The sequence below is a fragment of the Gordonia polyisoprenivorans genome, from assembly GCF_017654315.1.
GTDB lineage: Bacteria > Actinomycetota > Actinomycetes > Mycobacteriales > Mycobacteriaceae > Gordonia > Gordonia polyisoprenivorans_A.
Window position 1 is genome coordinate 1,956,702 of the sequence record NZ_CP072203.1, and the last position, 25,424, is coordinate 1,982,125.

Sequence of the window (25,424 nt, forward strand, 5' to 3'; positions counted from 1 at the left end):
CAGGTGGGAAATTCTATGCTCGGAACTCACGGCCATTGCTATCGTCGATCGTCTCCAGCTCAACATGGGCGCTCTCGCATCTATTTGCTAAAGCATCGAGTTCTTCATGGAAGTCTGTAATGGCGGATGACAGCATCGAAATAAACTCGATGGCGCGGGCGCTGAACTCGATTCCCTCGGGAACGGTGCCATAATGGTTCCTCTGTCCCGCAATGCCGAGCCTTGACGAGACCTCCGCTAACTCCGCCGCCAGATTGCGCGCCACCCCAGCCCGCCGCTTCCATTCGGCGTCGATGACCTGTACGACTCCACCGTCGCCGAGTTCGGGGTTCCCGCGGGGAACCGAGATGTCGGGTGGGGAGGTGGAGTCACTGCCGAGTGGCACACGCGTGCCCGGTTGTACGAAATACTCCGTCATCCCTCCCCCTTCTGGCCCCGGCCAGATCTACAGCGTGTAGAGGATTGTAGCCAGGATCGTCGGGTTTGGGAGGGTTGGCGTCAAGGTTGTGGATGAAGGGTCAGCCGGCGTGGCGGACGGGACATCCAGGGGCGAAGGTGCCCAGCTCGTCGACCTCATAGCCGCGCGGATAACAGCGGATTTGCGGCATGTCGCGCCCGAACTGGGGGACGGTACGGGGGCCTGCGAAGAACCGGATGGCCAGACCGCGAGCCTTGAGCCCGTTGCGGGCAACAACACGTTCGACGGCGGTGGGCTTGGGGTAGCCGAAGGCGTCGAGCAAGCGGTCGTCCATGAGGGCGAACGACAGACGTCGGACGAGCCACGCCGGGAGAAGGTGGAACGGCATGAAGGTGGTGAGCAGATCCAGGGTGGCGTCGGCGACCTTGCGTGATCCGGGGGAGTAGGCGAAATGTTCTCGCTCGTAGTCTTCGAGGAAGCGCTCGAAGGCTTCGTATGTGTTGGGGATGTCTTTGAGCGCCATGTGTTTGCCGAGTTTGCGGTAGTACTCGGTGAGACCGTCGATCTCGTTGCGTCCCAGCGGGCGCCACTCGTAGTCGGCCACCCAGCGGACCGGACACACCACGAACGTGGCCAGTACGTAGAGCATGTCGTCGTTGGAGATGTCGTACATCGCGTGCATCTGGTTGATCCGCCGTACCGCATCGCGGGCGCGTGGGTCAGCGAAGCCGTGTTCGACGGGAGCGTCGAGGAGCAGCACGGTGTCGTCGTAACGCTTCTGGGTGCGTTCGGTGAATTCTCCGGTCTCATAAAGCAACTCGCCGATCGACGGTACGGCGTAGGTGCGAAAGAGGGCGAAGCTCAGCGCCATCGTGATGCCCCACGGGTATTCGAGAGTGCCGAGGCTGCGGGCAAACTGCTCTGGATCGGCCGCGGGGTCGACACGGGCGAGGTCGTCGCGCAGCTGATAGCGCTCCGCGCGGCGGGTACTGATGCGATGCGAGACCGACGAGGCGACGGACGAAACGGACGGCATGACGCTCCTGAGGTGGCCGTTATCAGATGTTTGAAACATACCATCGGTTTTGTCTCAATCCAATGTGGACGAGCGGCGCGCGGAGTGCTGTCGGCGATTCAGAGGGCGCTGTCGGCGTGGGGAAGAGCGCCGTCGGCGATATGGAGGGCGCCGTCGACACCAAGGAGAGCGCTGTCGGCGACGGGGCGGGCGCTGTCGGGAGCGTTCAGCTGAACGGCGGACGCTCGTCGATGCGGGTCGACAGATGGCCGACGCCACGCCAGGCGCGGGCGACGAGATCGGCGTCGTCGGGGGTGATGAGATTGCCCATCACCCGGACCACCAGAGACATCAGCCGGGCCGACCGGATTCCGGGGCGGCCGAGGGCGGGGACGGTCTGCGGCATCGTCAGCAGGCCGGCGAGCCGACGGGCAGCGGAGAAGGCCAGCCCGTAATGGTCGACGAGCAGAGTGCGCCAGGCGTGCGTGTGGTCGTCGCCGGGCAGAAGGTCAACCGCCAGCCGGGCGGTCTCCAGTGCGTAGTCGATGCCCTCCCCGTTGAGGGGATTCACGCACGCCGCGGCGTCGCCGATGAGCATCCAATTGCGGCCGGCGACATTGCTGACCGCACCGCCCATCGGAAGCAGCGCCGAGGCGATGCGCACCGGCTCGCCGGTGATCTGCCACTCGCCGGCGACCATGTGCGAGTAATGCTCGAGGATCGGCCGAAGTGCCATGTGCGCCGGTCGTTTTGATGTGGCCAGGGCGCCGACGCCGACGTTGAGCAGCCCCTCGCCGAGTGGGAACACCCAACCGTATCCGGGCAGCAGTTCACCGTCGGGTCCGCGGAGTTCGAGGTGCGATCCCATCACGGTGGCGTCTGCACGCGGGGACGGGACGTAGGCGCGCGCGGCCACGCCGTACGCGGTGTCGCGGTGCCACTGTCGGCCGAGGATCTTGCCGAGTCCCGAGCGCACACCGTCGGCGACGATGACCTGCCCGACGCGGATCGTCCGCCGACCATCGGCGGTGTCGAGGACCACTGCGCTGATGCGGTCCCCGGCGCGCTCGACGTCGACGGCCTTGGCGCCCGACACCATTCGTGCGCCACGCGAGACGGCGAATTCGCGGATCGCGTCGTCGAGTTCGAGGCGCGCGACGGCGCTGCCGTAGGCGGGGAACCGGCCCGACGGCCACGGCACGAACACGCTGCGGCCCCAGCCGTTGAGTTGCAGACCGTCCAGACGCGGCCGCGTGTCGAGGAGATGTCCCAGACCGAGGCGATCGAGTTCGGCGACGGCGCGTGGGGTGAGCCCGTCGCCGCAGGTCTTGTCGCGCGGGAACACCGCCGCGTCGACGAGAACCACCTGGTGACCGGCCGCTGCGGCGTAGGCGGCGGCCGCCGAACCTGCGGGTCCGGCGCCGACGACCAGGACGTCGGTGGCGTCGGGGACCTCGACGGGGGGCACTTGGCTGCTCACCCGACCAGTATGTCGGCGCACCGTCGGGCGATGCTGCTCGGGCAGCGTCGGTGCCAGACGCTAGGCTGCACAGAGGTAGTGCCCTGGGGTGTGGCGCCCGATGCGTCACGCCGATGGCCTTGACCTTCTCGAAACGGACCTTCTCGAAACGGAGCGGCGCAAACACGTGAAGTCGACATTCACCGGAGTAGACCTCGGGACCGATGAGTTCGCGGAGACCGTGCGGTCCTCGCTGGCCCGTGTCGAGGACCTGCTGCTCACGGAGCTGGCTTCGGGCGACGACGTCATGACCGAGGCCGCGACACATCTCGCGCGCGCCGGCGGCAAGCGATTCCGGCCGATGTTCGCGATCCTCGCCTCGCAGTTCGGGCGTAACGCCGACGCCGACGAGGTGATCACGTCGGCGACCGTCGTCGAGATGATCCACCTCGCGACGCTCTATCACGACGACGTCATGGACGAGGCGCCGATGCGCCGTGGTGCGCAGAGCGCCAACGCCCGGTGGACCAACAGCATCGCGATCCTCTCCGGTGACTTCCTGTTCGCCCGTGCCTCCCGGCTGGTCTCGACGCTGGGCCCCGACGCCGTGCGCATCATCGCCGAGACCTTCGCCGAACTCGTCACCGGGCAGATGCGTGAGACCGTTGGTGCCACGCGGGGCGCCGACCCGATCGACCACTACCTGAAGGTGGTGTGGGAGAAGACCGGGTCGTTGATCGCCGCCGCGGGCCGATTCGGCGCGATGGCTTCTGGCGCGACCGCCGACGACATCGAGCGACTCTCCAGGATCGGCGACATCGTCGGTACCGCCTTCCAGGTATCCGACGACATCATCGACATCAGTTCTGTCACAGGCGATTCCGGCAAGACGCCGGGTACCGACCTGCGTGAGGGTGTGCACACCTTGCCGGTCTTGTACGCGCTGCGCGAGGACGACGCGTCGTCGGATCGACTGCGTGCGCTGCTGCTCGCCGACGACGGATCGGCGCGGCCGCTGACCGATGATGCCGAGGTCGCCGAGGCGCTCGATCTGCTCAATGCCTCGGGCGGCATGGTGCAGGCCAAGGACAAGCTGGCCGAATTCGCCGAGCAGGCTCGCGCCGAACTCGCCCAGTTGCCGACCGGGCCTGCGCACGGGGCATTGAGCTCGTTGGTCAGCTACACCATCGACCGAACCGGATAGTCGAGCGGTCGGATGGCTCACACCCCGCCCGGAAACCGAAACGGGGTCTGGATCGTTTGAGAAACTACAGGGCGTCCCCCGCCCGGCAGCCTGCCGGAGCGCACACCGACGCCGTGACTCGAACGAGGACCTGATGCATTTCAACGGATTGAAGACCGCGCTCCTGCTCGGCGTGATGTCGGCGATCATCGTCGGCATCGGCGCGATGTTCCGCAGCCCCGTCATCCTGTGGGGGTCGGTCATCCTCGCCGTGGCGGTCAACGCCTACGTCTACTTCAACAGCGCCAAGATGTCACTCAAGGCGATGCATGCGCAGCCGGTGACCGAGGTCGAGGCGCCGGTGCTCTATCGCATCGTCCGCGAGCTGGCCACTTCGGCGCATCAGCCGATGCCCGCGCTCTACATCAGCCCGACGGAGTCGCCGAATGCGTTTGCCACCGGCCGCAATCCGAAGAACGCCGCGGTGTGCTGCACCGCCGGGATTCTGCGGCTGCTCGACGAGCGGGAGTTGCGTGCGGTCCTCGGCCACGAACTGTCGCACGTGTACAACCGCGACATCCTGATCAGTTCGATCGCCGGCGCCATGGCAGCCATCATCAGCGGCCTGGCGAACTTCGCGCTGTTCTTCGGCGGTAACCGCAACAACGCCAACCCGCTGTTGATGCTCGTCGTCGCGTTCGTGGCGCCGATCGCGTCGACGCTGATCAAGCTCGCCGTGTCACGTTCACGCGAATATCAGGCCGACGCCTCGGGCGCCGAACTCACCAGGGACCCGCTGGCGTTGGCGTCGGCGCTGGCGAAGATCTCCAGCGGCATCCAGGCCGCGCCCCTGCCGCCGCAGCCCGACATCGCCGCCCAGAGCCACGCGATGATCGAGAACCCGTTCCGCGCGACCGACCGGATGGCGAAGCTCTTCTCCACACACCCGCCGACCGAGGAGCGCATCGCCCGGCTGCAGGAGATGGCGCGGCGCGGGATCAGCTGAGGGCCGCCGTCACCCCACCCGCTTACCGGTAGTTGACGAACTGCAGCGCGATGCCGAAGTCCTCGCCCTTGAGCAGCGAGATGACGGCCTGGAGGTCGTCGCGCTTCTTGCTGGAGACGCGCAACTCGTCGCCCTGGATCTGAGCCTTGACGCCCTTGGGCCCCTCGTCTCGGATCTTCTTGGAGATCTTCTTCGCGTGCTCGGAATCGATGCCCTGCACGAGCGATCCGGTGATCTTGAACTGCTTGCCCGACGCGGCGGGCTCCCCGGCGTCGAATGCCTTGAGGGAGATGTCGCGACGGATCAGCTTCTCCTTGAACACCTCGAGGCCGGCGACGGCACGCTCCTCGGCGTCGGAGGTGATGACGATCGCCTCCTCGCCGGACCACGCGATACCGGTGTTGGTGCCGCGGAAGTCGTAGCGCTGGGACAGTTCCTTGGCGGCCTGGTTGAGGGCGTTGTCGACCTCCTGGCGGTCGACCTTGCTCACGACGTCGAACGATGAATCAGCCATGGGGTACAGCCTAGTGGGCGCGCTCGCGGGTGAAACGGGCGCTCTCGGCGCCAGGGCAAGCGCCGTCGGCGGTGAGACGGGCGCCGTCGGCGAGGAGACGGGCGCTGTCGGCGAGGAGGGGAGCGCGCTCGGTGCGGCGTCGCTGACCAGCGGGTTTGCGTGAACCAGCGGTAGTCGTTGTATTCTTCACGGCGTTGTTCACGCGGCCCGAAACGGTCGAGAGAATGGCACGGCAGGTTGCCCGAGCGGCCAAAGGGAGCGGACTGTAAATCCGTCGCGCAAGCTACATAGGTTCGAATCCTATACCTGCCACAAACGAGGAAAATCGTCGTTCGCGACGCGCCGTCAAACCGCTGTAACAGGCGATTTGGTGCGCCGCCGAGTCGGTGTGTAATCTCGTTAAGGCTCTCGAGCCGCCCGGACACATGACCGGGCAGCACGGGTGAACGCCCCCTTAGCTCAGTCGGCAGAGCGTTTCCATGGTAAGGAAAAGGTCGACGGTTCGATTCCGTCAGGGGGCTCGGGAGGACTTGATCGCCCCCGCGGGTGCTCAGGCCGCCAAGGCGGTGTAGCTCAGCTGGTTAGAGCGCACGACTCATAATCGTGAGGTCGAGGGATCGAGCCCCTCCACCGCTACACAACACGCAGCGCCCGCGGCGGCCCGGGACACGGGGGCACGAGCGCCGAGAACACGCAAACCCCCGTGAAAGAAGGATTACAGTGGCTTCCTCAACTGATGTGCGGCCCAAGATCACCTTGGCCTGCGAGGTGTGCAAGCACCGCAACTACATCACCAAGAAGAACCGTCGCAACGATCCCGATCGTCTCGAGATCAAGAAGTTCTGCCCGAACTGCGGCAAGCACCAGGCACACAAAGAGTCTCGCTGACGCCGTCGTCGGCGACCGGCGACATACAGACATACCTGCGGACCGCCTCGACGAGGCGGTCCGCAGTGGTATGTGCGGCGCCCGCGCAAGACTCGTCTCGCGCGCCGCGCGGCACCAGCCATCGGCAGTCATGGATCGACGCCACCGGGACGTGGCACAGGTAAGGAGCGAACCGCATGTCGTCACAGATCAGCGACGCCGAGATCAAGCAGCGGACCTCGGAGTTGAAGACCGCGGGCGAGAAGCTCACCCCCGAGGAGATCGCCGAGCACACCAAGTCGCTCGTCGGCTTCAACTACACCGTCGACGACTACTACGAAATCGGTCGCGAAGAGGTCCGCAAACACGCCCTGGCCGTGCAGGACCCGCACCCGACGCACTGGGACGAGTCCGCAGCGCGCCGCCTCGGCCACGACACCCTGATCGCCGCCCCGACCTATGTGTCGGTGCTGGGCATCGTCGCCCAGCGCAAACTGTTCGAGGACGTCATCACCGGATACGACCTGTGGCAGATCATGCAGACCGACCAGCGGCTGATCTACCACCAGCCGATGAAAGTCGGCGATCAGCTGGTGTGTGACGTGTCGCTCGACTCGTTCCGGCACGTCACCAGCCCCGAGACGATCGATCTGATGGTCACCAAGAACGTCATCTGGAATCAGCGCAACGAGCCGGTGATGACCACCTACACCTCGCTGGCCGCGCGGCCGGGCATGGAGATCGATCCCGAGCTCGCCGAATCGCTCGACCACGTGATGATGAAGGTCGACCGCACCGGCACCGTCGGACGCACCGTCGAGCCCGAGCCGGGACGCTACGACCGCCCCGACCCCACCGAACGTCCCGGAGCCTACGGCGCGGTGGACTTCGACACCCTGACCGTGGGCCAGGAACTACCGGCCAAGCGCTTCCTGCTGACGCGCGGCAACCTCACCAACTACGCCGGTGTGGCCGGAGACCCCAACCCGATCCACTTCTCCGACCACCTCGTCAAGGCCTCGGGCATGGACGACGTCGTGGCGCACGGTATGCAGACGATGGGCCTCGGCGCGACCTTCATCTCCGAGCACATCGGCGATCCGGCGGCGTTCTGCGAGTACAACGTTCGCTTCACCAGCCCCGTCTACGTGCCCGCCGACGACAGCGCCGCCGTCGACTTCACCGGCAAGATCAAATCCCTCGACCCCAACACCCGCCGTGGCACGATCGCGATCGTCGCCAAGCAGGGCGACCGCAAGATCTTCGGCCGCGCACAGGCCGTCATCCAGTTCAACTGAGGTCGGGGCGCTCCCGGATCACCCAGTGCCGGATCACCCAGTGCCGGATCACCCAGTGCCGGATTCCGCTGCGCCGGATCCCTCTGCGCCAGAACCTTGTGCGCCGGCGGCGTGCACCCGGATGAGCGGCACCGCCGCGGTCTCGACGATGTCGTCGATCGCCTCGGCCGACAGTGAGCCCTCCATCAGGAATCGGTAGCGCACGAGGTCGAACGCCAGCGTGGCGGCCGTCGCGGGCACCGGCCCCGCGCCGATCTCACCGCGGGCGCGTGCCCGTCGGATGATCACCCCCGACAGATCCTCGGCCTTGGTGCGCAGCACCGTCATGGCCGCGGGATTGGGCTCCGACGCGGCGCCGGCCATGATGCCGAGCGCCACCTCACGACCCTGTGCGGCCAGCCGCTCGAGCAACTCGTGGATCGTGCCCCGTAGATCACCGGCCAGAGAGCCGGTGTCAGGGGGAGTGATGTCGGCCAGGCGCGTGTTGGCCAGGGCGGTGATCACCATCTCCAGCTTGGTCGCCCATCGTCGATACAGCACGGCCTTGCTGGTTCCCGCACGCCGCGCGACCCCTTCCACGGTGAGGTCGGCGAATCCGACGTCGCGCAACTCGGTGAGCACTGCGTCGAAGATCGCCGCATCGAGTTCGGCGCCGCGGCGTCGGGTCGCTGCCATCTGTTGCCACCTTCCGACAGTCGGCCGATCGAGCCGGCCCGGATAGGAAACGTTGCGTTTCTTGTTGGGTCAGACTAGCATCGCAGACAGTAAGAAACGCCACGTATCTTAAGGGGAATGTGATGATGATGTCCGACGAAGGGAAGGCCCTCGCCCTGGTGCTGGGCCTGACCGCGGTGGTATCGATCCTGCTGCTGGCGTTCGCGCTCCCCGGGGTGCACTCCAAGCCCAATGACATCCCGCTCGCGGTGGTCGCGCCCGCCGCGGCCACCGAGCAGATCACCCATGCACTCGAGGAGCGTCAGCCCGGCGGCTTCGAGGTCACCGCCGTCGGCGACGAGGCGCAGGCGCGCCGCCAGATCCTCGACCGCGAGGTCGAGGGAGCGCTTGTCGTGCAACGGGATTCGACGCGAGTGCTGGTGACCACCGCGGGCAGTCCGGCAGTGGCCACGCTCATCGAGACCATCGGGCAACAGATCGGCACGCAGATGCACTCGCCGGTCACCGTCGTCGACGTCCGCGGGTTCGGCACCGGCGACCCGAAGGGCGTCGGGCTGGCCGCCGGAGCATTGCCGCTCGCCCTGGGCGGCTGGATCGGTGGTGTGGCACTGATGATGATGATCCGACGGCCACGCAACCTCGTGCTGGCGACACTGGGCTTCGCCGTGCTGGCCGGGCTCGCGATCAACCTCCTGATGCGTTACGTGCTGGGTACTTTCGACACCGCCTTCGGGTATCTGGTGCTGAGCGGAATCCTGGGCATCGCCGCCACCGCGTTCGGGGTGATCGGACTGCGGCGACTACTCGGCGGAGCGGGCCTCGGGATCGCCGCGATTCTGCTTGTGGTGCTGGGCAATCCGCTGTCCGGGCTGAGCAGCTCACCGGATCTGCTGCCCTCTCCGTGGGGTGCGATCGGTCAGCTCCTCCCGCCCGGGGCCACCGGCACACTGCTGCGCAACGTCGGATTCTTCAATGGCCACAACATCATTCATCCGATCGTGGTGCTCACGGTGTGGCTGGTGGCCGGGCTGGGTCTCTACGCGATCGCACTGTGGCGTCAGACCGACGTCAGTGAGGACGACGAACTCATCGACGAGGTCATCGGCATCGACGGTGCGGCACACGGTGACACCGCCGGCGCCGATGAGGCCGACGCGGCGAACGACTCGGCCCCGCACGGGCGCCACGAAATCGGTCACGTCGTCGAGATGTCGGTGCACTCGTCGGCTGGGCACTCGTTTTCGGGACACTCGCGCTGATGCGGGGCTGCCCCGACGCGGGAGCGCACGGTGAAAGCGGCACAAGCGATCACCGCGCACCCGCCGACGACGAGCGGCGCGGTGAGGTGCTCGCCGAGCATGACGACGGCCCAGCAGACACTGAGGACCGGTTGCACCAGCTGGATCTGACTGACCGTGGTCATCGGTCCGATCGCGAGACCGCGATACCAGGCGAAGAATCCGAGGAACATGCTGACGCCGGCCAGGTAGGCGAACGCCGTCCACTGGCCGGCGCCGGCGTGCGGTGGATGGGTGACCACGCTGAACGCCGACACCGCCACCATCACCGGCGCTGCGAGCACCAGTGCCCAGCAGATGGTCTGCCACGAACCGAGTTCCCGTGACATCAGCCCGCCCTGTGCGTATCCGATCGCGCCGAGCACCACCGCCGCAGCGAGCAGGGCGTCGGCGACCCCTGGTCCGCTACCGACGGACCCGCCGTGGGCGAGCAGGCTGAACACGACGGTGGCTCCCACCCCGAGGGCCGCACCGAACCAGAAACGTGACGACGGTCGTTCGCCGGTCAGGAGCACCGCGACCACCGCGGTCGCCGCGGGCAGCAGGCCGATCACCACTGCGGCATGTCCGGCGGTGGTGCGCTGCATGGCCAGGGAGGTCAGGATCGGGAAGCCGGCCACCACGCCCGCCGACACCGGGACGAGCCGAAACCACTGCCGGCGGGTCGGCAGCGGAGCGCCGAACGCGATCAGCGCCACCGTGGCGAGAGCGGCCGCGACGACGGCCCGCCCGCAGCCCACGAACAGCGGGTCGAGTCCCGCACCGCCGGTGCCCCCGACCGCGATGCGCGTCAGCGGGACGGTGAACGAGAAGGCGATCACCCCGACGAGCCCCCAGGCGAGTCCGTGGACGGTCGTCGGGCCCTGCGCCGATAGCGGACGCGTCGTTGATCCGATAGCGCTACTATGTGTTCTCATGTCCGACGATAGCAGTGAGCAGATTGCCCGTCACCTGCGGTCGCTGGCCGCAGCGGCGAGCCCGGGGGCCAAGCTGCCGTCCACCCGTGAACTCGCGGCCCGGTTCGGAGCCGGGCCGGTGACCGTGCAGCGGGCGCTCGCGATGGTGGTGGCCGACGGACTCGTCGACACCCGACCCGGCCGTGGCACTTTCGTCCGCGCACGTCCGACGCAACGGCGAGGCGCGGACGTGGCGTGGCAGACGGCCGCGCTCGGACCCCGACGAGGTGGGGCCTCGCCGGTCGGTTCGACCCTGCGGCAGGTGCCGCACGACACGATCGCCATGCATTCGGGCTACCCCGACGAGTCGCTGCTCCCGATCCGGGAGGTCGGTGCGGCACTGGGCCGCGTGGCACGTCGGCCGGAGTGCTATCGCCGCCCGCCGATAGCGGGGATTCCGGAGTTGCGGCGTTGGTTCGCCGACGAGCTCTCCACCACCGACTCCTCGGGGAGTGACTCTCCGGGGGCCGACACGTCCGGGTGTGTGCCCGCCGAATCCTGGCACTCCTCCGATGTGATGGTCGCCTCGGGTGGGCAGGCGGCACTGGCCGCGGCGTTCCGCGCGCTCGCCGCCCCCGGCGAGCCGATCGTCATGGAATCGCCGACCTACTGGGGTGCGATCGGTGCCGCCCGGCAGGCCGGTCTGGTGATCGTGCCGGTGCCCCGGTCCGACGGCGCACCCCGGGCCGACGACCTCGACGCGGCGCTGGCGTCGTCGGGGGCACGCGTCTTCTACGCCCAGCCCAACCACGCCAACCCCACCGGCGACCGCTGGGATGCCGGACAGCGATCGGCGATCCTCGACGTGATCACCGCGCACCGGGCATTCCTCGTCGAGGACGACTGGGCGCACGACCTCGGGATCGACGAGCCGGTGCGGCCGCTGGCCGTGGCCGACCGCGACGGGCACGTCGTCTACGTCAGGTCGCTGACCAAGAGCATGTCGCCGTCGATGCGGGTGGCCGGGATTCTCGCGCGCGGACCGGCACGCGTGCGCATCGAGCAGGCGCTGGCGCATTCGGATCTCTTCGTCTCGCCGATACTGCAGTGGGCCGCCCTCGACGTGGTGAGCAGGCCGGCATGGCGCACACATCGCAAGACGCTCGCCGGCGCATTGGGGGACCGGCGCGACGCCCTGCTGGCCGCGCTGCGTGGTGCCGGCTTCGATCCGCGCCGGCCGGCCGGTGGCTTGCATCTCTGGGTAGACCTGGGCGTCGGCAGGGCGGGCGACGCGCTGCCCGACGCCGACACCGTCGTCGCGCGGGCGCTGAGCAACGGTCTCGCGATCTCGCCGGGTGCCGAGTGGTTTCCCGCGGAGCCGACCGGCCTGTTCGTCCGGCTCACTTATTCGGCGGTCACCCCGGATCGATACGATGACGCCGTCCGGATTCTCTCGGACAGCCTCTAGATTCTCTCGGAAAGTCTTTGACGTCGAGGGGGTGTTCTTGGGGCGTTTTGGGTTCGGCGGGGCCCATGTTCTACACTGAAGTGTCTCGATTGACTTTGACTTGCGCGCTACCCATAGGGTGGCGCGTTGGTTTTGTCGGACGGTTGATCCGTGGAACGACGGAATATCGGTACCCGACGGCCTCGGCCGGACGGTGACGACGCACCGGTCCGTAGGGTGGATCGAGATGGTGGCCCGAGTGGCCCGGCGGGAGTTCTCGCCGGGAGGTGACGGCCGCAAAGGGGCGTAGCTCAACTGGCAGAGCAGCGGTCTCCAAAACCGCAGGTTGCAGGTTCAAGTCCTGTCGCCCCTGCCCTGGTGAGGGCACACGTTGACGAGAGGACCTCGAAGTTGAGCAAGCGAGATCGAGCAGCCCGTGCCAAGGATGCCGCGGGGGACACCGCCGCGTCGGCGGCCGATGAGCTCGAGGTCTCCGATGCCACCGACGATTCCGACGGCGAGAGCACGACGTCACTGACGAAGTCGGCCGACACCGAGCTCCGCCCGTCCGGTAAGCGTTCGGGTCGTGGTCGCCGTTCGGCGTCTGCCACCGGCACCTCCGACGGCGATTCGGATTCCGCAGGCGGAACCGCGGTTGCCGTCAAGGAACGCAAGAAGAAGAAGGCGTCGCCTGCGGAGAGCCGCAATCCGTTGGTTCGGATCTGGCTGTTCCTGCAGCAGGTCGTCACCGAACTGAGGAAGGTCATCTGGCCGAGCCGCCGCGACCTGGTCGTGTACACGGCCGTCGTGCTGGTGTTCGTGATCATCATGACCGCCTTCATCTTCGGTATCGACCTCGGCTTCGCCAAGGGCGTCCTCTGGCTGTTCGGTTAGCGGTTCACCTCGAGTGAGCGCACCGACCATCTCGGGGCGCCCGACGAACCGGTCGTCGGCGCACGGCGGACGGCACGGTCGAGTGACGACCGGGCGAACGACGTGAGACCTGACCGAAACTGTGAGAAAGAGGAGCGTGGGCTGCAGTGAGCACCCCGGAGAACACCGAAGCGGCTGACGTCGAGGGCGTCGTGACCGACGAGGCCGTCACCGACGAGACCCTCGTGGACGAGACCGACGACCCCGGTGTCGAGGCCCAGGCCGAGGCTGCCGAGGACGAGGCCGCTGCCGTCGAGGGCGGCGAGGCCGCGGTCGAGGCCGACGAGGCAGCCACCGACGAGGTGACCGAAGAGGCCGACGCTCCCGCCGAGCCCGAGGAGACCGACCCCGTCGAGGAACTGCGCAAGCAACTGCGTCGCGCGCCCGGCGAGTGGTATGTCATCCACAGCTACGCCGGTTACGAGAACAAGGTGAAGGCCAACCTCGAGACCCGCGTGCAGAACCTCGACGTCGGCGACTACATCTTCCAGGTCGAGGTGCCGACCGAAGAGGTCACCGAGATCAAGAACGGCCAGCCCAAGAAGGTCAACCGCAAGGTGCTGCCCGGCTACATCCTGGTGCGCATGGATCTCAACGACGAGTCGTGGGGCGCGGTGCGCAACACCCCGGGTGTCACCGGGTTCGTCGGAATGACCTCCAAGCCGTCGCCGTTGAGCCTCAACGAGGTGCTGCAGTTCTTGATGCCGCGCACCGAGGCCAAGAAGACCGCCGCCAAGGCCGCCTCGGCCGGCGAGAGCGTCGAGGCCGCCGCAGCCGCGGTCACCTCGACCATCGAGGTCGATTTCGAGGTCGGCGAGTCGGTCACCGTCATGGACGGACCGTTCGCGACGCTGCCGGCCTCGATCTCGGAGGTCAACGCCGAGCAGCGCAAGGTCAAGGTGCTGGTGTCGATCTTCGGTCGCGAGACGCCCGTCGAGCTCGGCTTCAATCAGGTCGAGAAGATCTGATTCGCCCGTCAGCCCCGACAGGCTGACCACCACAACTTCCACGCCTCCAGCGGACGTGGATCAGCAAGAGAACAACCAAGGAACTAGAGATGCCTCCCAAGAAGAAGAAGCTTGCCGGGATCATCAAGCTCCAGATCCAGGCAGGCGCGGCCAACCCGGCCCCGCCCGTGGGTCCGGCGCTTGGTCAGCACGGCGTGAACATCATGGAATTCTGCAAGGCGTACAACGCCGCGACCGAGTCGCAGCGTGGCAACGTCATTCCGGTGGAGATCTTCGTGTACGAAGATCGGTCGTTCGACTTCAAGTTGAAGACCCCGCCGGCGGCGAAGCTGCTGCTCAAGGCTGCCGGCTTGCAGAAGGGCTCCGGCGAGCCGCACACCAAGAAGGTTGGCAAGGTCTCGATGGACCAGGTCCGCGAGATCGCCAAGACCAAGCAGGAAGACCTCAACGCCAACGACATCGATCAGGCCGCGAAGATCATCGCCGGTACTGCTCGGTCGATGGGCATCACCGTCGAGTGAGCTTGCGATCTCGCGAGAATCACCTCGAGTGAGCTCCCGATCTCGCGATGTCACCGAAGGCTGAGAGTCTTCAGATGTAGTGGGAGGGCCGGCTCGGCCCGCACCACCAACCCGAATCGTTTCACGGAGAAAGAACAGAGCAATGAGCAAGAAGAGCAAGGCCTACGCGGCCGCGGCCGAGAAGGTCGACAAGAGCAAGCTCTACAGCCCGCTGGAGGCTGCCGAGCTGGCCAAGGACACGTCGTCGAAGAACACCGACGCGACCGTCGAGGTTGCGATCCGGCTGGGCGTCGACCCCCGCAAGGCGGACCAGATGGTTCGAGGCACCGTCAATCTGCCCCACGGGACCGGTAAGACCGCCCGCGTGATCGTGTTCGCCACCGGCGACAAGGCCGCCGAGGCCGTGGCCGCCGGTGCCGACGAGGTCGGCGCCGAGGATCTCATCGAGAAGATCCAGGGCGGCTGGCTGGACTTCGACGCCGCGATCGCCACCCCCGATCAGATGGCCAAGGTCGGCCGGATCGCGCGCGTCCTGGGCCCGCGTGGTCTGATGCCGAACCCGAAGACCGGCACCGTCACCCCGGACGTGACCAAGGCCATCAATGACATCAAGGGCGGCAAGATCAACTTCCGCGTCGACAAGGCTGCGAACCTGCACTTCGTCATCGGTAAGGCCTCGTTCGACGCCACCAAGCTGGCCGAGAACTACGGTGCCGCCTACGACGAGATCATGCGAGCCAAGCCGTCGGCTGCCAAGGGCCGCTACATCAAGAAGGTCACCGTCTCCACCACCACGGGTCCGGGTATCCCGGTCGACCCGGCGGTGACCCGCAACTTCGCCGAGCCTGCGCAGGCCTGAGCGAGTTCGACATCCCACACCCCTGATCGCTCTGGTGGCGATCGGGGGTGTTGTCGTGTGAGCTGTTGTCATTCGCTGCGGCGCTGCGCCAGCGATTTCGCCGGCACGTCCGGCGACGCTGTCAGTTAGCGTTACGACGTCACCGATCACGCGCCGAAGGAGCCAACGATGTCACTCCGCGAAGTCGAGTTCACCTCGAGCAATCAACGGGACACGATCTACGGGTGGATCTACGAACCGGTACGCCCGGCCCGGGGCATCATCCAGCTGATCCATGGTCTGGGCGAACACTCGCGACGCTATCTCCCGCTGATCACCCGGTTGCTGGATGCGGGATTCGTCGTGGCGGCCGACGACCACGCCGGGCACGGCAAGACTGCGATGTCGTCGGGCATCTGGGCCGACGCCGGTGATCGGGCCGATGAGGTGGTCGTGGACGATGAACGCTCGCTGCGTTCGATTGTGCGCGAACGTCATCCCGATCTGCCGTATGTGATCTTCGGGCACTCGTGGGGGTCGATGATCGCGCGCGGACTGGTGAGTGGGGACAGTGATCAGGTCGACGGGTTGATTCTGTGTGGAATCGCCGCAGGGATTCACGGCATCGAGAATCTGCTCGACCGTCAGGCTCTCGCCGCCGAGACCGATACTGCTGCGCCGGCGTCCGAGGCGTACGTGGTGTCGATGTTCGACGGGTTCATCTCCCGCTACGAGCCGGGATCCGGCCCGACGGCGTGGGTGGCCCGCGACCACGACGTCGTCCGTGATCACGCCGTCGACCCGCTGAACAACTTCGGCGCCCCGATGTCGGTGCGGTTTCTCCGCGGATTCGTCGACCTCTACGACGCCGCCAATGCTGCCGACTGGTACCGGTCGATACGTGCTGATCTTCCGGTGTTGATCCTCGCCGGCGACGGCGACCCGGTCACCAACTTCGGTGAGGGGGCCTACCATGTGGCCAATCAGCTTGCGCTGAGCGGACATCCGGACGTCCGGACACGCATCTACACCGGTTTCCGGCACGAGGTTCACAACGAGCCCGAGATCCGTGACGAAGTAGCCGGAGAGATCATCGATTTCGCGAGTCGCTGCGTCGAACGGTGATCTGAACTCGGGTTCCGGGCCACCGTGGACCGAATCCAGCACCAGTGCAGTCGGTCTCGAGGCTCGCCGCACGCGGCTCGCACCTCGACCATCGGGGGGGCGTTCCCACCCCGGGTTTCGTGCCCGATGGCCGCCCCATCCCGATGGTCGAGGTGCCGAGGAGCGCTAGGTTCGCCGAGATTTCCAGCCGTCCGTCGTCGGTGATGCGGTCGGTGTAGGAGTTGATGTTCTTGTCTTCGGCGGCAGGTAACCCGCCGGGCGTCTCCGCGGCGAGCTCGTTGCCCAGCTGCCGTGCGTAGAGGTTGATCTCGGCGGGGGTGAAGCCGGCGAAATAGTGGGACAGCAGTTTCCGCAGAAGCTCGCACCGTTGGACGGTGTCGAGGGGTTCGGGGGAGCGGGTGTCGATGTGGGCCAGTCCGCGGACGATGGCGTCGGTGTGTTCGGAGGAGATGGACCCGTCCGCGGCATGCGCCAACAACAGATCGATATCGGTGGTGCCGGCCATCCGCACATACCGACCTGCGACGGCGGGTGCGAAGCCCATGCTGATCAACAGTTCTCGAAGTCGGGTGGTTTTGTGGTCGGCCACCCCTAACCGGTCCATTTCGCCGGTGAGGGTGGTGGCGTGGTGATCGACCAGATTGCGGAGCAGGAGGACTTGTTTCATGGCGCCGAAGGCTTGGGGTCCGGTCATGTCGGGATTCCATTGCAGGTCGCTGAGTTGGGTGACGATGGCGGCGAAGAATGATTCGGCGTCAACATCTTTGATGTCAAGAGTTGTGGTGGTGTCGATCATGGCCCCTCCCCGGTGGCTGATCGGTGCGATGCCTCCATGGTACTCGAACATTTGAAGTAAGGCAAGGGTGTTCGATAATTCTGGGGAGGGAAAGGTGCTTGTGGACAACGGGTTTCGGGGGTGGGCTGGCGGCAGTTCTCTGTCGGTGGGGTGTGGTTAGGGGGTGCGGGTTTCGCTGTGGTTGGTGGATGTGGTTGGGAGGCTGGTTGTCTCGCCGGGTCTCGAGGCCCGGCGCCTGGGGCGCCGTGCACCTCGACCATCGGGTGGGGCGGGCTTGGCCGTCGGGAGTGATGAGTTCGCGGCTTCACTTTGCGGACGCGGCTGGTGCAGCGGGGGCGTCTGCGAGTTCGGCTCGCGGACGGCGGATGTGGTTGGGAGATCTGTTGTCTCACCGGGTCTCGAGGCTCGCCGCACGCGGCTCGCACCTCGACCATCGGGGGGCGTTCGGCTGTCGGGTTGGGTGGGTTGGTCGACCGTCGGGGGAAGGGTGTTCGGCTATCGGGCGGAGAGGAGATGCAGACGCCACGGGCGCCCCTCGCAGGAGCGAGGGGCACCCGTGGCCGATGAGGTTACAGTCCGAGGGTGGAACGCATCTGGGCGACGGCCTCGCGATAACGCGCGACGTTGGCCATCTTGATGCCTTCGTAGCCGCGAACCATGTCCGGCAGGGCCGCCAGCTCGACGATCGACAAATACTGTTGCGGTGTCACCGAACCCGATTCCCAGGCTGCGACGATCGAATCGACCAGTGACCGGTACTCGCCGATGAGGGCGCGTTCGGTCCGACGGATCTCGTTGTAGCCGAAGGGATCGAGGCGGGTGCCGCGCAGCCGCTTCATCTTCGCCAGGGTGCCGAGACCGGGCTTGGCCCACGCGCCGAGCGACATCTTTTCCTTCATGCCCACGGCCCGCAGGGTCGGCGGGTGCAGACGCACCGCGACCTTCGCGTCTGCGCCGTACTGGTCGGCTACCTGCGCGGCGAACGTCGGGTCGGCGGTGAGCCGAGCCACCTCGTACTCGTCCTTGTAGGCCATGAGTTTGTACAGATTGCGAGCCACCGCGTCGGTCAACTCGTCGCCAGCGCTGCTGCGATGTACTCGTGCGACGGCGTCGAGATACTCACGGGCGTAACGCTCGTCGGCGTAACCGGCTAGATCGTCGACGCGCACCGCGATGGTGTGTGCCAACTCGTCGTCGGTGCTGCCGAGAGCGGCCACCTGCGTCTGCGCCCACGCGCTCGGCTCGGGTGCGGTCACCACCGGATGCAGCCGTGCGATTTCGGTGCGCACGGCATCCGGGTCGGCCACGACCTGACGCCCGCGGCGGAAGGCCTGGGTGTTGGCCGCCACGGCGACGCCGTTGAGAGAGATTGCGCGCTCCACGGATTCGGCGCTGATCGGCAGCGCGCCGGCCTGATAGGCGGCGCCCACAGCGAGCATGTTGGCATACTGCTCGTGACCGAACAGCTCTGTCGAGAGCGCTCCCGGATCGAGGTAGACCGCGCGTGCCACCCGGGAGTCGATCACGTCGTGGATCTGTGCGTCCGAGGGGAATCCGACCGAGGTGTCCACGACCATCGAACCGGTCGGGATACGCGTGGTCGACACCACGGCGGTGGTCCGGTCAGGAGCGGTGACCTTGAGGTTGACCGCGTCGGCAGCCACCAGAGAGTCGCACGCGAGGTACAGGTCGCACGTCCCGGAGGCGACCTTGGCGGCCAGCTCGATCGGCCGGTTGGAGATCTTCACGTCGCTGACCACCGCACCACCCTTCTGGGCCAGCCCGGTCATGTCGACGGTGCGTGCGGCGTGGCCGTCGAGAGTGGCTGCGGTCGCCAGGATCTGGGAGATGGTGACCACGCCGGTCCCGCCGATGCCCGTGATCCGCAGCGTCGCCACATCGGTGCCCGGACCCGTGAGTGTCCGAGCGATAGAGGGGCGCGGCAAGGAATCGCCGGTGAGCTCGGCCGCCGTCGCGGTACGTGTGCGATCGGCGGTTCCGGGAGTGACGGTGACGAACGACGGGCAGTCGCCCTTCAGGCACGAGTAGTCGAGGTTGCACGAACTCTGGTCGATGCGGGTCTTGCGGCCGAACTCCGTCGGAACAGGATGCACCGAAAGACAGTTGGACTTCGTGCCACAGTCGCCGCAACCCTCACAGATTCGCTCGTTGATCATCACCCGAGTGGTCGGGGTGTCCAGGGTGCCGCGCTTGCGCTTGCGGCGCTTCTCCGCGGCGCACGCCTGATCGTGGATCAGGACGGTCACGCCCTCGACGGCCGCCAGTTCGCGCTGGACGTCGGCGAGTTCGGAGCGATCACGCACGCGCACCCCGGACGGCAAGGCGTTTGCCTTGGTGCGCGACGGGTCGTCGGAGGTGATGACGATGCGCCCGACACCCTCGGCGAGAAGTAGATTCGTGATCTCGGTCAGGCTGAAGCCGCCGACGGGATTCTGGCCGCCGGTCATGGCGACCGTACCGTTGTAGAGCAACTTGTAGGTGATGTTCGCACCCGCGGCCACCGCCGCGCGGATGGCCAGTGACCCGGAATGGGTGAAGGTGCCGTCGCCGATGTTCTGCACGAAATGATCGGCCTCGACGAACGGGGCCATGCCCAGCCACTGCGCGCCTTCACCACCCATCTGCGTGACCCCGGCGACATCGCCGACCTGGTGGGGGTCCATCAGTAGAACCATGGCGTGGCAACCGATTCCGGCGCCGACGAGGGTGTTCTCCGCCACGTGCGTCGAACTGTTGTGGGGGCATCCGGAACAGAAGTACGGGGTGCGCACGGCCAGCGGCAGTTCGATCCGTGTGCGACGGCGGCTGCAGCGGTCGAGCCAGTCGATCGCAGCGTCGACGTGATGGTGTCGCGCCAACCGCATGGCCAGACCCCGGGTGACCGCGTCGACGTCGAGTTCGCCGAAGCGCGAGAACAGGGTGGACCCGTCCTCGTTGACCTTGCCGACGATGTGCGGGGCGATGGGGTCACGGAACAAGATGTCGCGCATCATCGTTTCGATGAAGTCGCGCTTCTCCTCGACGACGATCACCTCGTCGAGGCGTCCCGATGCGGTGTCGGTGATGAAGCGCCGCAAGATCTCCTGCTCGAGCGGGTACACCATGCCGAGCTTGAGGATGCGGATTCCGAGGCGGTTGAGATCCGCCTCGGTCAGACCCATCAGGTGCAGGGCCTCGCGCACATCGAGGTAGGTCTTGCCCGCGGCGACGATGCCGATGCGATCGTCGCCCGAGCGCACGGTGATCCGATTCAGGCCGTTGAGGCGCGCGTACTCGTGGGCGCGCGGCATCCGGATGGTGAGCTGATTCTGTTCGAGCTCCATCAGATTCGCGCCGAGAAGACGCCCCGAGGGAACGTGCGGGCTACGTCCGAGGCCGCCGTACTCCGGGGTGATGCGGGTGGGGTCGAGCTGCACCGTCGAGGCGCCGTCGGCGACATGTGCGGAGATCTTCAGCGACGTCCACAGTCCGCTGACGCGGCTCAGGTGGGCGGCGTGGACACCGAGGTCGAGGATGTCCTGGGAGTCCGCCGGATACAGGATCGGAATGTAGAGGTCGGCCAGTGCCATCTCCGAGGCGCACGGCACGGTCGAACTCTTCGCGCCGGGGTCGTCGCCGACGAGGGCGACCGCGCCGCCGTCGGGGTGGGTGCCGATGATGTTCGCGTGCCGCAGTGCGTCGGAGGCGCGATCGAGGCCCGGGGCCTTGCCGTACCAGTAACCGACCACGCCCGAGCGGGGTTTGCCGGCGTTGTCCGGGGCGAGTCCGGTCACCTGGGCGGCCACCTGCGACCCCATCACCGAGGTCGCGGCGAGCTCCTCGTTGAGGCCGGGGCGATGAACGATGTCGAGGGGCTCGAGCAGTCCGCGACGCTTGGCGAGTTCGAGGTCGTAACCGGCGAGGGGAGAGCCCTCGTATCCGGAGATGAAGGACGCGGTGCGCTGGTTCATGCGGCGATCGACGAGCGCTCGATCGCGCACCATGCGGACGAGGGCAGCGATGCCGCCGAGGAAGACGGTGCCCGATTCACGGACGTAGCGGTCTTCGAGACCGCTGGTCGCGGGGGCATGCGGGGCGAGGGTCATGGGTTCTACCTGGCCTTCTGTAGTTGTGGCGCGCGACTCCCATGGGTGGGGAGACGCAGGTGCTTGCGGCCCGTGGGTGGTGGGCTCACCATCACGATACGAAAAATCGTGATCGTCGTCACGTCGGCTGGGACAATGGCATCTGCGTGACACCGCGCAGGCGGGTGCGTTACAGTGAGTTCAGTTAATTGCCACTAACTGAAAGGTGGGTCGGTGGGTTCCACAGTCACCAGCCCGGCGCAGACCGCACCGCAAAACCGGTCCACGTCGCGCGATGAACACCTGGCCAATGTCACCGCCCTGCGGCAGGCCCTCGCCACGGCCGCGCGCGGCGGTGGCGAGCGGGCCCGCGAACGGCATGTCTCGCGCGGCAAGCTCCTCCCGCGTGACCGCGTCGACGGCCTGCTCGACGTCGGTTCGCCGTTCCTCGAGGTGGCCCCGCTTGCCGCGCAGGCCATGTACGAGGGCAAGGTCCCCTCGGCGGGGGTCGTCGCCGGGGTCGGGCGGATCGCCGGGCGCGAATGCATGATCATCGCCAACGACGCGACGGTCTCGGGCGGCACGTACTACCCGATGACCGTCAAGAAGCACCTGCGCGCCCAGGAGATCGCCGCGGCCAACCGCCTGCCCTGCATCTACCTCGTCGACTCCGGTGGCGCGATGCTGCTGCAACAGGACGAGGTGTTCCCCGACCGTGAGCACTTCGGTCGCATCTTCTTCAATCAGGCCACCATGAGCGCCGCGGGTATCCCGCAGATCTCGGCGGTCCTGGGTTCGTCGACGGCCGGCGGCGCCTACGTGCCGGCGATGAGTGACGAGACCGTAATCGTGCGCAACCAGGGCACCATCTTCCTGGCCGGCCCGCCGCTGGTGAAAGCGGCCACCGGAGAAGACGTGTCGGCCGAGGATCTCGGTGGCGGCGCGATGCACTCGTCGGTCTCCGGGGTGACCGACCACCTCGTCGACAACGACGAGCAGGCCCTGGCGAAGGTACGCGAGATCGTCGCCACCCTCGGTCCTCGCGATCCCGCGCAGTGGGAGCTGACCGCCGCCCGCCCCTCGACACGACCGCAGACCGACATCTACGACGTCGTGCCCACCGATCCGCGCACCCCCTACGACGTGCGTTCGGTGATCGAGATCCTGGTCGACGCAGGCGAATTCACCGAATTCAAGGCCAACTACGGCACCACCCTGGTCACCGCGTTCGCGCATCTGCACGGTCATCCGGTCGGCATCATCGCCAACAACGGCGTACTGTTCAGCGAATCCGCGCTCAAGGGAGCACATTTCATCGAACTGTGCGACCAGCGACGCATCCCGCTGATCTTCTTGCAGAACATCACCGGCTTCATGGTGGGACGCGCCTACGAGGAGGGCGGAATCGCCAAGAACGGCGCCAAGATGGTCAACGCGGTCGCCTGTGCCCGGGTGCCCAAGCTGACGGTGATGATCGGCGGCTCCTTCGGGGCCGGCAACTACTCGATGTGCGGCCGCGCCTACTCGCCACGGTTCCTGTGGAGCTGGCCCAACGCGCGGATCTCGGTGATGGGTGGTCCGCAGGCCGCCGACACCCTGGCCACCGTGCGCCGCAACCAGATCGAACGCTCCGGCGGCGAATGGTCGACCGACGAGGAGGAGACCTTCAAACAACCCATCCGGGAGCAGTTCGAGCAACAATCCGACGCCTACTACTCGACCGCGCGCCTGTGGGACGACGGCATCATCGATCCCGCCGACACCCGTACTGTGCTCGGGCTGGCGCTCGAGGCGTGCCGGTACGCGCCGCTGACCGAACCGCGCTACGGCGTCTTCCGGATGTGAGGGCTATACACATGACCACGACTTCTGACATCCGTTCCAGCGCAACACCGTCCACGTCGACCACGGAGTCCACGCCGACCACGGAATCGGCCGACCCCGCGGCCGCCGTGGCGACGCCCATCCGGACCGTTCTCGTCGCCAATCGCGGCGAGATCGCCTGCCGGGTCATCGCGACGCTGCGCCGGTTGGGCCTGCGTAGCGTCGCCATCTACACCGACCCCGACGCGCACGCCCGCCACGTCCGCGAGGCCGACACCGCCGTGCATCTGGGATCGCTGGTGGCCCCGGGAGAAACGCGCTCGGCAGGCAACTATCTCGACATCGCCGCGGTCGTGCGCGCCGCGCAGGCCACCGGTGCCGACGCCGTGCACCCGGGCTACGGATTCCTCTCGGAGAACCAACAATTCGCCGACGCGCTGGCCAAGGCCGGCATCGCGTTCATCGGACCGCCGGCATCGGCGATCGCGACGATGGGCGACAAGATCACCGCACGCGCGGCGGTCACCGAACGCGGGGTGCCGGTGGTACCCGGGTTGTCGCGGCCCGGACTGACCGATGACGATCTCATCGCCGCCGCACCGGAAATCGGCTTCCCGGTGCTGATCAAGCCGAGTGCGGGCGGCGGCGGCAAGGGCATGCACCGGGTCGAGCACCCCGACGCCCTGCCCCACGCGCTGGCCCGGGCCCGGCGGGAGGCGTCGGCGGCCTTCGGTGACGACGCGCTGTTCCTCGAGCACTTCGTCGACACCCCGCGTCACATCGAGGTGCAGGTTCTCGCCGACACCCATGGCCACGTCATCCATCTCGGCGAGCGCGAGTGCTCGCTGCAGCGCCGTCATCAGAAGGTCATCGAGGAGGCGCCGTCGGCGTTGCTCGATGCCGCGACGCGGGAGCGGATCGGACAGGCCGCCTGCGATGCCGCCCGTAGCGTCGGCTACACGGGTGCGGGGACGGTCGAGTTCATCGTGTCCGCCCACCGGCCCGACGAGTTCTTCTTCATGGAGATGAACACCCGCCTGCAGGTCGAGCACCCGGTGACCGAGATGGTCACCGGAATCGATCTGGTGGAACAGCAGATTCGGGTCGCACGCGGCGAGGTGCTCGCGATTGCGCAGGAGGAGATGACGCTGGTCGGTCATGCGATCGAGGCCCGCGTGTACGCCGAGGACCCCGCCAACGGCTTCCTGCCGACCGGCGGCGAGATCGTCTCGCTCGCCGAGCCCGACACCGCGGCCGGCCAAGGGGTACGTGTGGATTCGGCGATGCTGCCCGGCCTCGTCGTCGGCAGCGATTACGACCCGATGCTGGCCAAGGTGATCGCCCACGGCGGCGATCGCGCGGAGGCCATCGAACGTCTCGACCACGCGTTGAGCGAAACCCGTGTCCTCGGTGTGGTCACCAACATCGACTTCTGCCGCTTCGTGCTGGCCCGCCCGGAGGTGCGCGAGGCTCGCCTCGACACCGAGCTGCTCGACCGGCTGGCCGCCGACTACGCTGCGCCCGAGCCCGTTCCGGAGGCGCTGGCGCTGGTCGGCCTCGCCCGCGTCGGCAACCGGCGCGCCGACGACGTGTGGGACAGTCAGGTCGGTTTCCGGCTCGGCGCGCACGCGCCGGTCGTCAGCAGGCTCAGTGCAGGCACCCACCGCCGCGAGGTGTCGGCCGAGGTCCACAGCGCTGACGAACGCTGGGTCACCGCCGACGTCACGATCACCACCACACCCGATCCCGACGAGGGCACCCCGGCCGCGAACGAGACTGGCGCGAACGAGACTGGCGCGGACGAGAACATGACACAGCCGTGGACCGCGCACGTGGAATACCTTGCCCAGCACGCCACCACGAGCGGCCGGACCGCACGGCTGATCGTCGATGGCATCAGTCAGCAGTGGTCGCTCGCCGAGATCGGCGACCAGTGGTGGGCCTCCGGGCCCGCGGGCACGTGGATCGTCGAACTGACCCGCACCGTCCTCGACGCCGACGCCGGGCAAACAGCAGGCACCATCGTCAGCCCGATGCCCGGCACCGTCGTCGCGGTATCAGCCGCCACCGGCGACGAGGTCGGTGCGGGCACCGCGATCGTGGTGGTCGAGGCGATGAAGATGGAACACACCCTGACCGCACCGATCGACGGGACCGCCACCGTCTCGGTCGCCGTGGGCGACAAGGTCTCCGCCGGTCAGCAACTCGCCCACATCGACAGCCCGGCCCCCACACCCGACGCCGCATGACAAGCTCGC

Annotated in this window: 20 protein-coding genes, 4 tRNA genes and 1 pseudogene; 17 read left to right on the forward strand and 8 right to left on the reverse strand. The window is 67.1% G+C overall.

Annotated elements, in window-relative coordinates:
- Positions 1-13 precede the first annotated feature (13 nt).
- The 3 genes from J6U32_RS08715 to J6U32_RS08725 all read right to left on the reverse strand — a co-directional run bounded on the left by J6U32_RS08715 (position 14) and on the right by J6U32_RS08725 (position 2,901).
- Positions 14-418, reverse strand: a complete 405-nt coding sequence (locus J6U32_RS08715; RefSeq protein WP_208794750.1) for a hypothetical protein — start codon at positions 416-418, stop codon at positions 14-16.
- 100 nt (positions 419-518) lie between these two features.
- Complete coding sequence (locus J6U32_RS08720; RefSeq protein WP_208794751.1) at positions 519-1,454, reverse strand: oxygenase MpaB family protein; 936 nt, start codon at positions 1,452-1,454, stop codon at positions 519-521.
- Positions 1,455-1,659: 205 nt separating this feature from the next.
- On the reverse strand, positions 1,660-2,901 hold the full coding sequence (locus J6U32_RS08725) for a geranylgeranyl reductase family protein (RefSeq protein ID WP_208796020.1): 1,242 nt from the start codon (positions 2,899-2,901) through the stop codon (positions 1,660-1,662).
- A 178-nt stretch (positions 2,902-3,079) separates the two neighbouring features.
- On the opposite strand from J6U32_RS08725, the gene J6U32_RS08730 reads away from it, so the two are divergent.
- Both J6U32_RS08730 and htpX read left to right on the forward strand, forming a co-directional pair.
- On the forward strand, positions 3,080-4,096 hold the full coding sequence (locus J6U32_RS08730) for a polyprenyl synthetase family protein (protein ID WP_244332723.1): 1,017 nt from the start codon (positions 3,080-3,082) through the stop codon (positions 4,094-4,096).
- A 133-nt stretch (positions 4,097-4,229) separates the two neighbouring features.
- A complete protein-coding gene (gene htpX / locus J6U32_RS08735) occupies positions 4,230-5,081 on the forward strand; it encodes a zinc metalloprotease HtpX (protein WP_208794754.1) in 852 nt (283 codons plus the stop codon).
- 22 nt (positions 5,082-5,103) lie between these two features.
- On the opposite strand, the gene J6U32_RS08740 is transcribed toward htpX, so the two are convergent.
- Positions 5,104-5,595, reverse strand: a complete 492-nt coding sequence (locus J6U32_RS08740; RefSeq protein WP_208794756.1) for a YajQ family cyclic di-GMP-binding protein — start codon at positions 5,593-5,595, stop codon at positions 5,104-5,106.
- A 231-nt stretch (positions 5,596-5,826) separates the two neighbouring features.
- Here J6U32_RS08740 and J6U32_RS08745 point away from each other — a divergent pair.
- From J6U32_RS08745 to J6U32_RS08765, 5 genes are all read left to right on the forward strand, one after another.
- Positions 5,827-5,907, forward strand: a tRNA-Tyr gene (locus J6U32_RS08745).
- 136 nt (positions 5,908-6,043) lie between these two features.
- A tRNA-Thr gene (locus J6U32_RS08750) sits at positions 6,044-6,116 on the forward strand.
- A gap of 41 nt (positions 6,117-6,157) precedes the next feature.
- Positions 6,158-6,231 (forward strand) — tRNA-Met (locus J6U32_RS08755).
- A gap of 84 nt (positions 6,232-6,315) precedes the next feature.
- Positions 6,316-6,483, forward strand: a complete 168-nt coding sequence (rpmG, locus tag J6U32_RS08760) for a 50S ribosomal protein L33 (protein ID WP_003929651.1) — start codon at positions 6,316-6,318, stop codon at positions 6,481-6,483.
- Positions 6,484-6,659: 176 nt separating this feature from the next.
- On the forward strand, positions 6,660-7,760 hold the full coding sequence (locus J6U32_RS08765) for a fused (3R)-hydroxyacyl-ACP dehydratase subunits HadA/HadB (RefSeq protein ID WP_208794758.1): 1,101 nt from the start codon (positions 6,660-6,662) through the stop codon (positions 7,758-7,760).
- 48 nt (positions 7,761-7,808) lie between these two features.
- On the opposite strand, the gene J6U32_RS08770 is transcribed toward J6U32_RS08765, so the two are convergent.
- The gene (locus J6U32_RS08770) at positions 7,809-8,435 is read right to left on the reverse strand and encodes a TetR/AcrR family transcriptional regulator (RefSeq protein WP_208794760.1); all 627 of its coding nucleotides are present in this window, start codon (positions 8,433-8,435) and stop codon (positions 7,809-7,811) included.
- A gap of 128 nt (positions 8,436-8,563) precedes the next feature.
- On the opposite strand from J6U32_RS08770, the gene J6U32_RS08775 reads away from it, so the two are divergent.
- On the forward strand, positions 8,564-9,694 hold the full coding sequence (locus J6U32_RS08775; protein ID WP_244332725.1) for an ABC transporter permease: 1,131 nt from the start codon (positions 8,564-8,566) through the stop codon (positions 9,692-9,694).
- On the opposite strand, the gene J6U32_RS08780 is transcribed toward J6U32_RS08775, so the two are convergent.
- Entirely contained in the window at positions 9,631-10,650 is a 1,020-nt protein-coding gene (locus J6U32_RS08780) for a DMT family transporter (RefSeq protein WP_208794761.1), read from the reverse strand. The genes J6U32_RS08775 and J6U32_RS08780 overlap by 64 nt on opposite strands.
- Here J6U32_RS08780 and J6U32_RS08785 point away from each other — a divergent pair.
- The 7 genes from J6U32_RS08785 (at position 10,649) to J6U32_RS08815 (ending at position 16,461) form a co-directional block, all read left to right on the forward strand.
- Positions 10,649-12,097, forward strand: coding sequence for a PLP-dependent aminotransferase family protein (locus J6U32_RS08785; protein ID WP_208794763.1), 1,449 nt, complete (start codon positions 10,649-10,651; stop codon positions 12,095-12,097). The two genes, J6U32_RS08780 and J6U32_RS08785, sit on opposite strands and share 2 nt — an antisense overlap.
- A 279-nt stretch (positions 12,098-12,376) precedes the next feature.
- A tRNA-Trp gene (locus J6U32_RS08790) sits at positions 12,377-12,449 on the forward strand.
- A gap of 38 nt (positions 12,450-12,487) precedes the next feature.
- Positions 12,488-12,970: a preprotein translocase subunit SecE gene (secE, locus tag J6U32_RS08795; protein WP_208794765.1), complete on the forward strand. Its 483-nt coding sequence runs from the start codon at positions 12,488-12,490 to the stop codon at positions 12,968-12,970.
- Between the two features lie 146 nt (positions 12,971-13,116).
- Positions 13,117-13,977 (forward strand): transcription termination/antitermination protein NusG, encoded by an 861-nt coding sequence (gene nusG / locus J6U32_RS08800; RefSeq protein WP_208794767.1) that lies wholly within the window; start codon positions 13,117-13,119, stop codon positions 13,975-13,977.
- A gap of 89 nt (positions 13,978-14,066) precedes the next feature.
- Complete coding sequence (rplK, locus tag J6U32_RS08805) at positions 14,067-14,498, forward strand: 50S ribosomal protein L11 (protein ID WP_006370804.1); 432 nt, start codon at positions 14,067-14,069, stop codon at positions 14,496-14,498.
- Between the two features lie 142 nt (positions 14,499-14,640).
- Positions 14,641-15,357: a 50S ribosomal protein L1 gene (gene rplA, locus J6U32_RS08810; protein ID WP_006370805.1), complete on the forward strand. Its 717-nt coding sequence runs from the start codon at positions 14,641-14,643 to the stop codon at positions 15,355-15,357.
- Between the two features lie 168 nt (positions 15,358-15,525).
- The gene (locus tag J6U32_RS08815) at positions 15,526-16,461 is read left to right on the forward strand and encodes an alpha/beta fold hydrolase (RefSeq protein ID WP_208794769.1); all 936 of its coding nucleotides are present in this window, start codon (positions 15,526-15,528) and stop codon (positions 16,459-16,461) included.
- A gap of 52 nt (positions 16,462-16,513) precedes the next feature.
- On the opposite strand, the pseudogene J6U32_RS08820 reads toward J6U32_RS08815, so the two are convergent.
- Together J6U32_RS08820 and J6U32_RS08825 are read right to left on the reverse strand one after the other, a co-directional pair.
- A pseudogene (locus J6U32_RS08820) lies at positions 16,514-17,257 on the reverse strand (HNH endonuclease); the annotation flags it as partial.
- 569 nt (positions 17,258-17,826) lie between these two features.
- Positions 17,827-21,363: an indolepyruvate ferredoxin oxidoreductase family protein gene (locus tag J6U32_RS08825; RefSeq protein WP_208794771.1), complete on the reverse strand. Its 3,537-nt coding sequence runs from the start codon at positions 21,361-21,363 to the stop codon at positions 17,827-17,829.
- 213 nt (positions 21,364-21,576) lie between these two features.
- On the opposite strand from J6U32_RS08825, the gene J6U32_RS08830 reads away from it, so the two are divergent.
- Both J6U32_RS08830 and J6U32_RS08835 read left to right on the forward strand, forming a co-directional pair.
- Positions 21,577-23,187, forward strand: coding sequence for a carboxyl transferase domain-containing protein (locus J6U32_RS08830; protein ID WP_425324118.1), 1,611 nt, complete (start codon positions 21,577-21,579; stop codon positions 23,185-23,187).
- Positions 23,188-23,294: 107 nt separating this feature from the next.
- Complete coding sequence (locus J6U32_RS08835) at positions 23,295-25,415, forward strand: acetyl/propionyl/methylcrotonyl-CoA carboxylase subunit alpha (protein ID WP_208796023.1); 2,121 nt, start codon at positions 23,295-23,297, stop codon at positions 25,413-25,415.
- Positions 25,416-25,424: the final 9 nt, after the last annotated feature.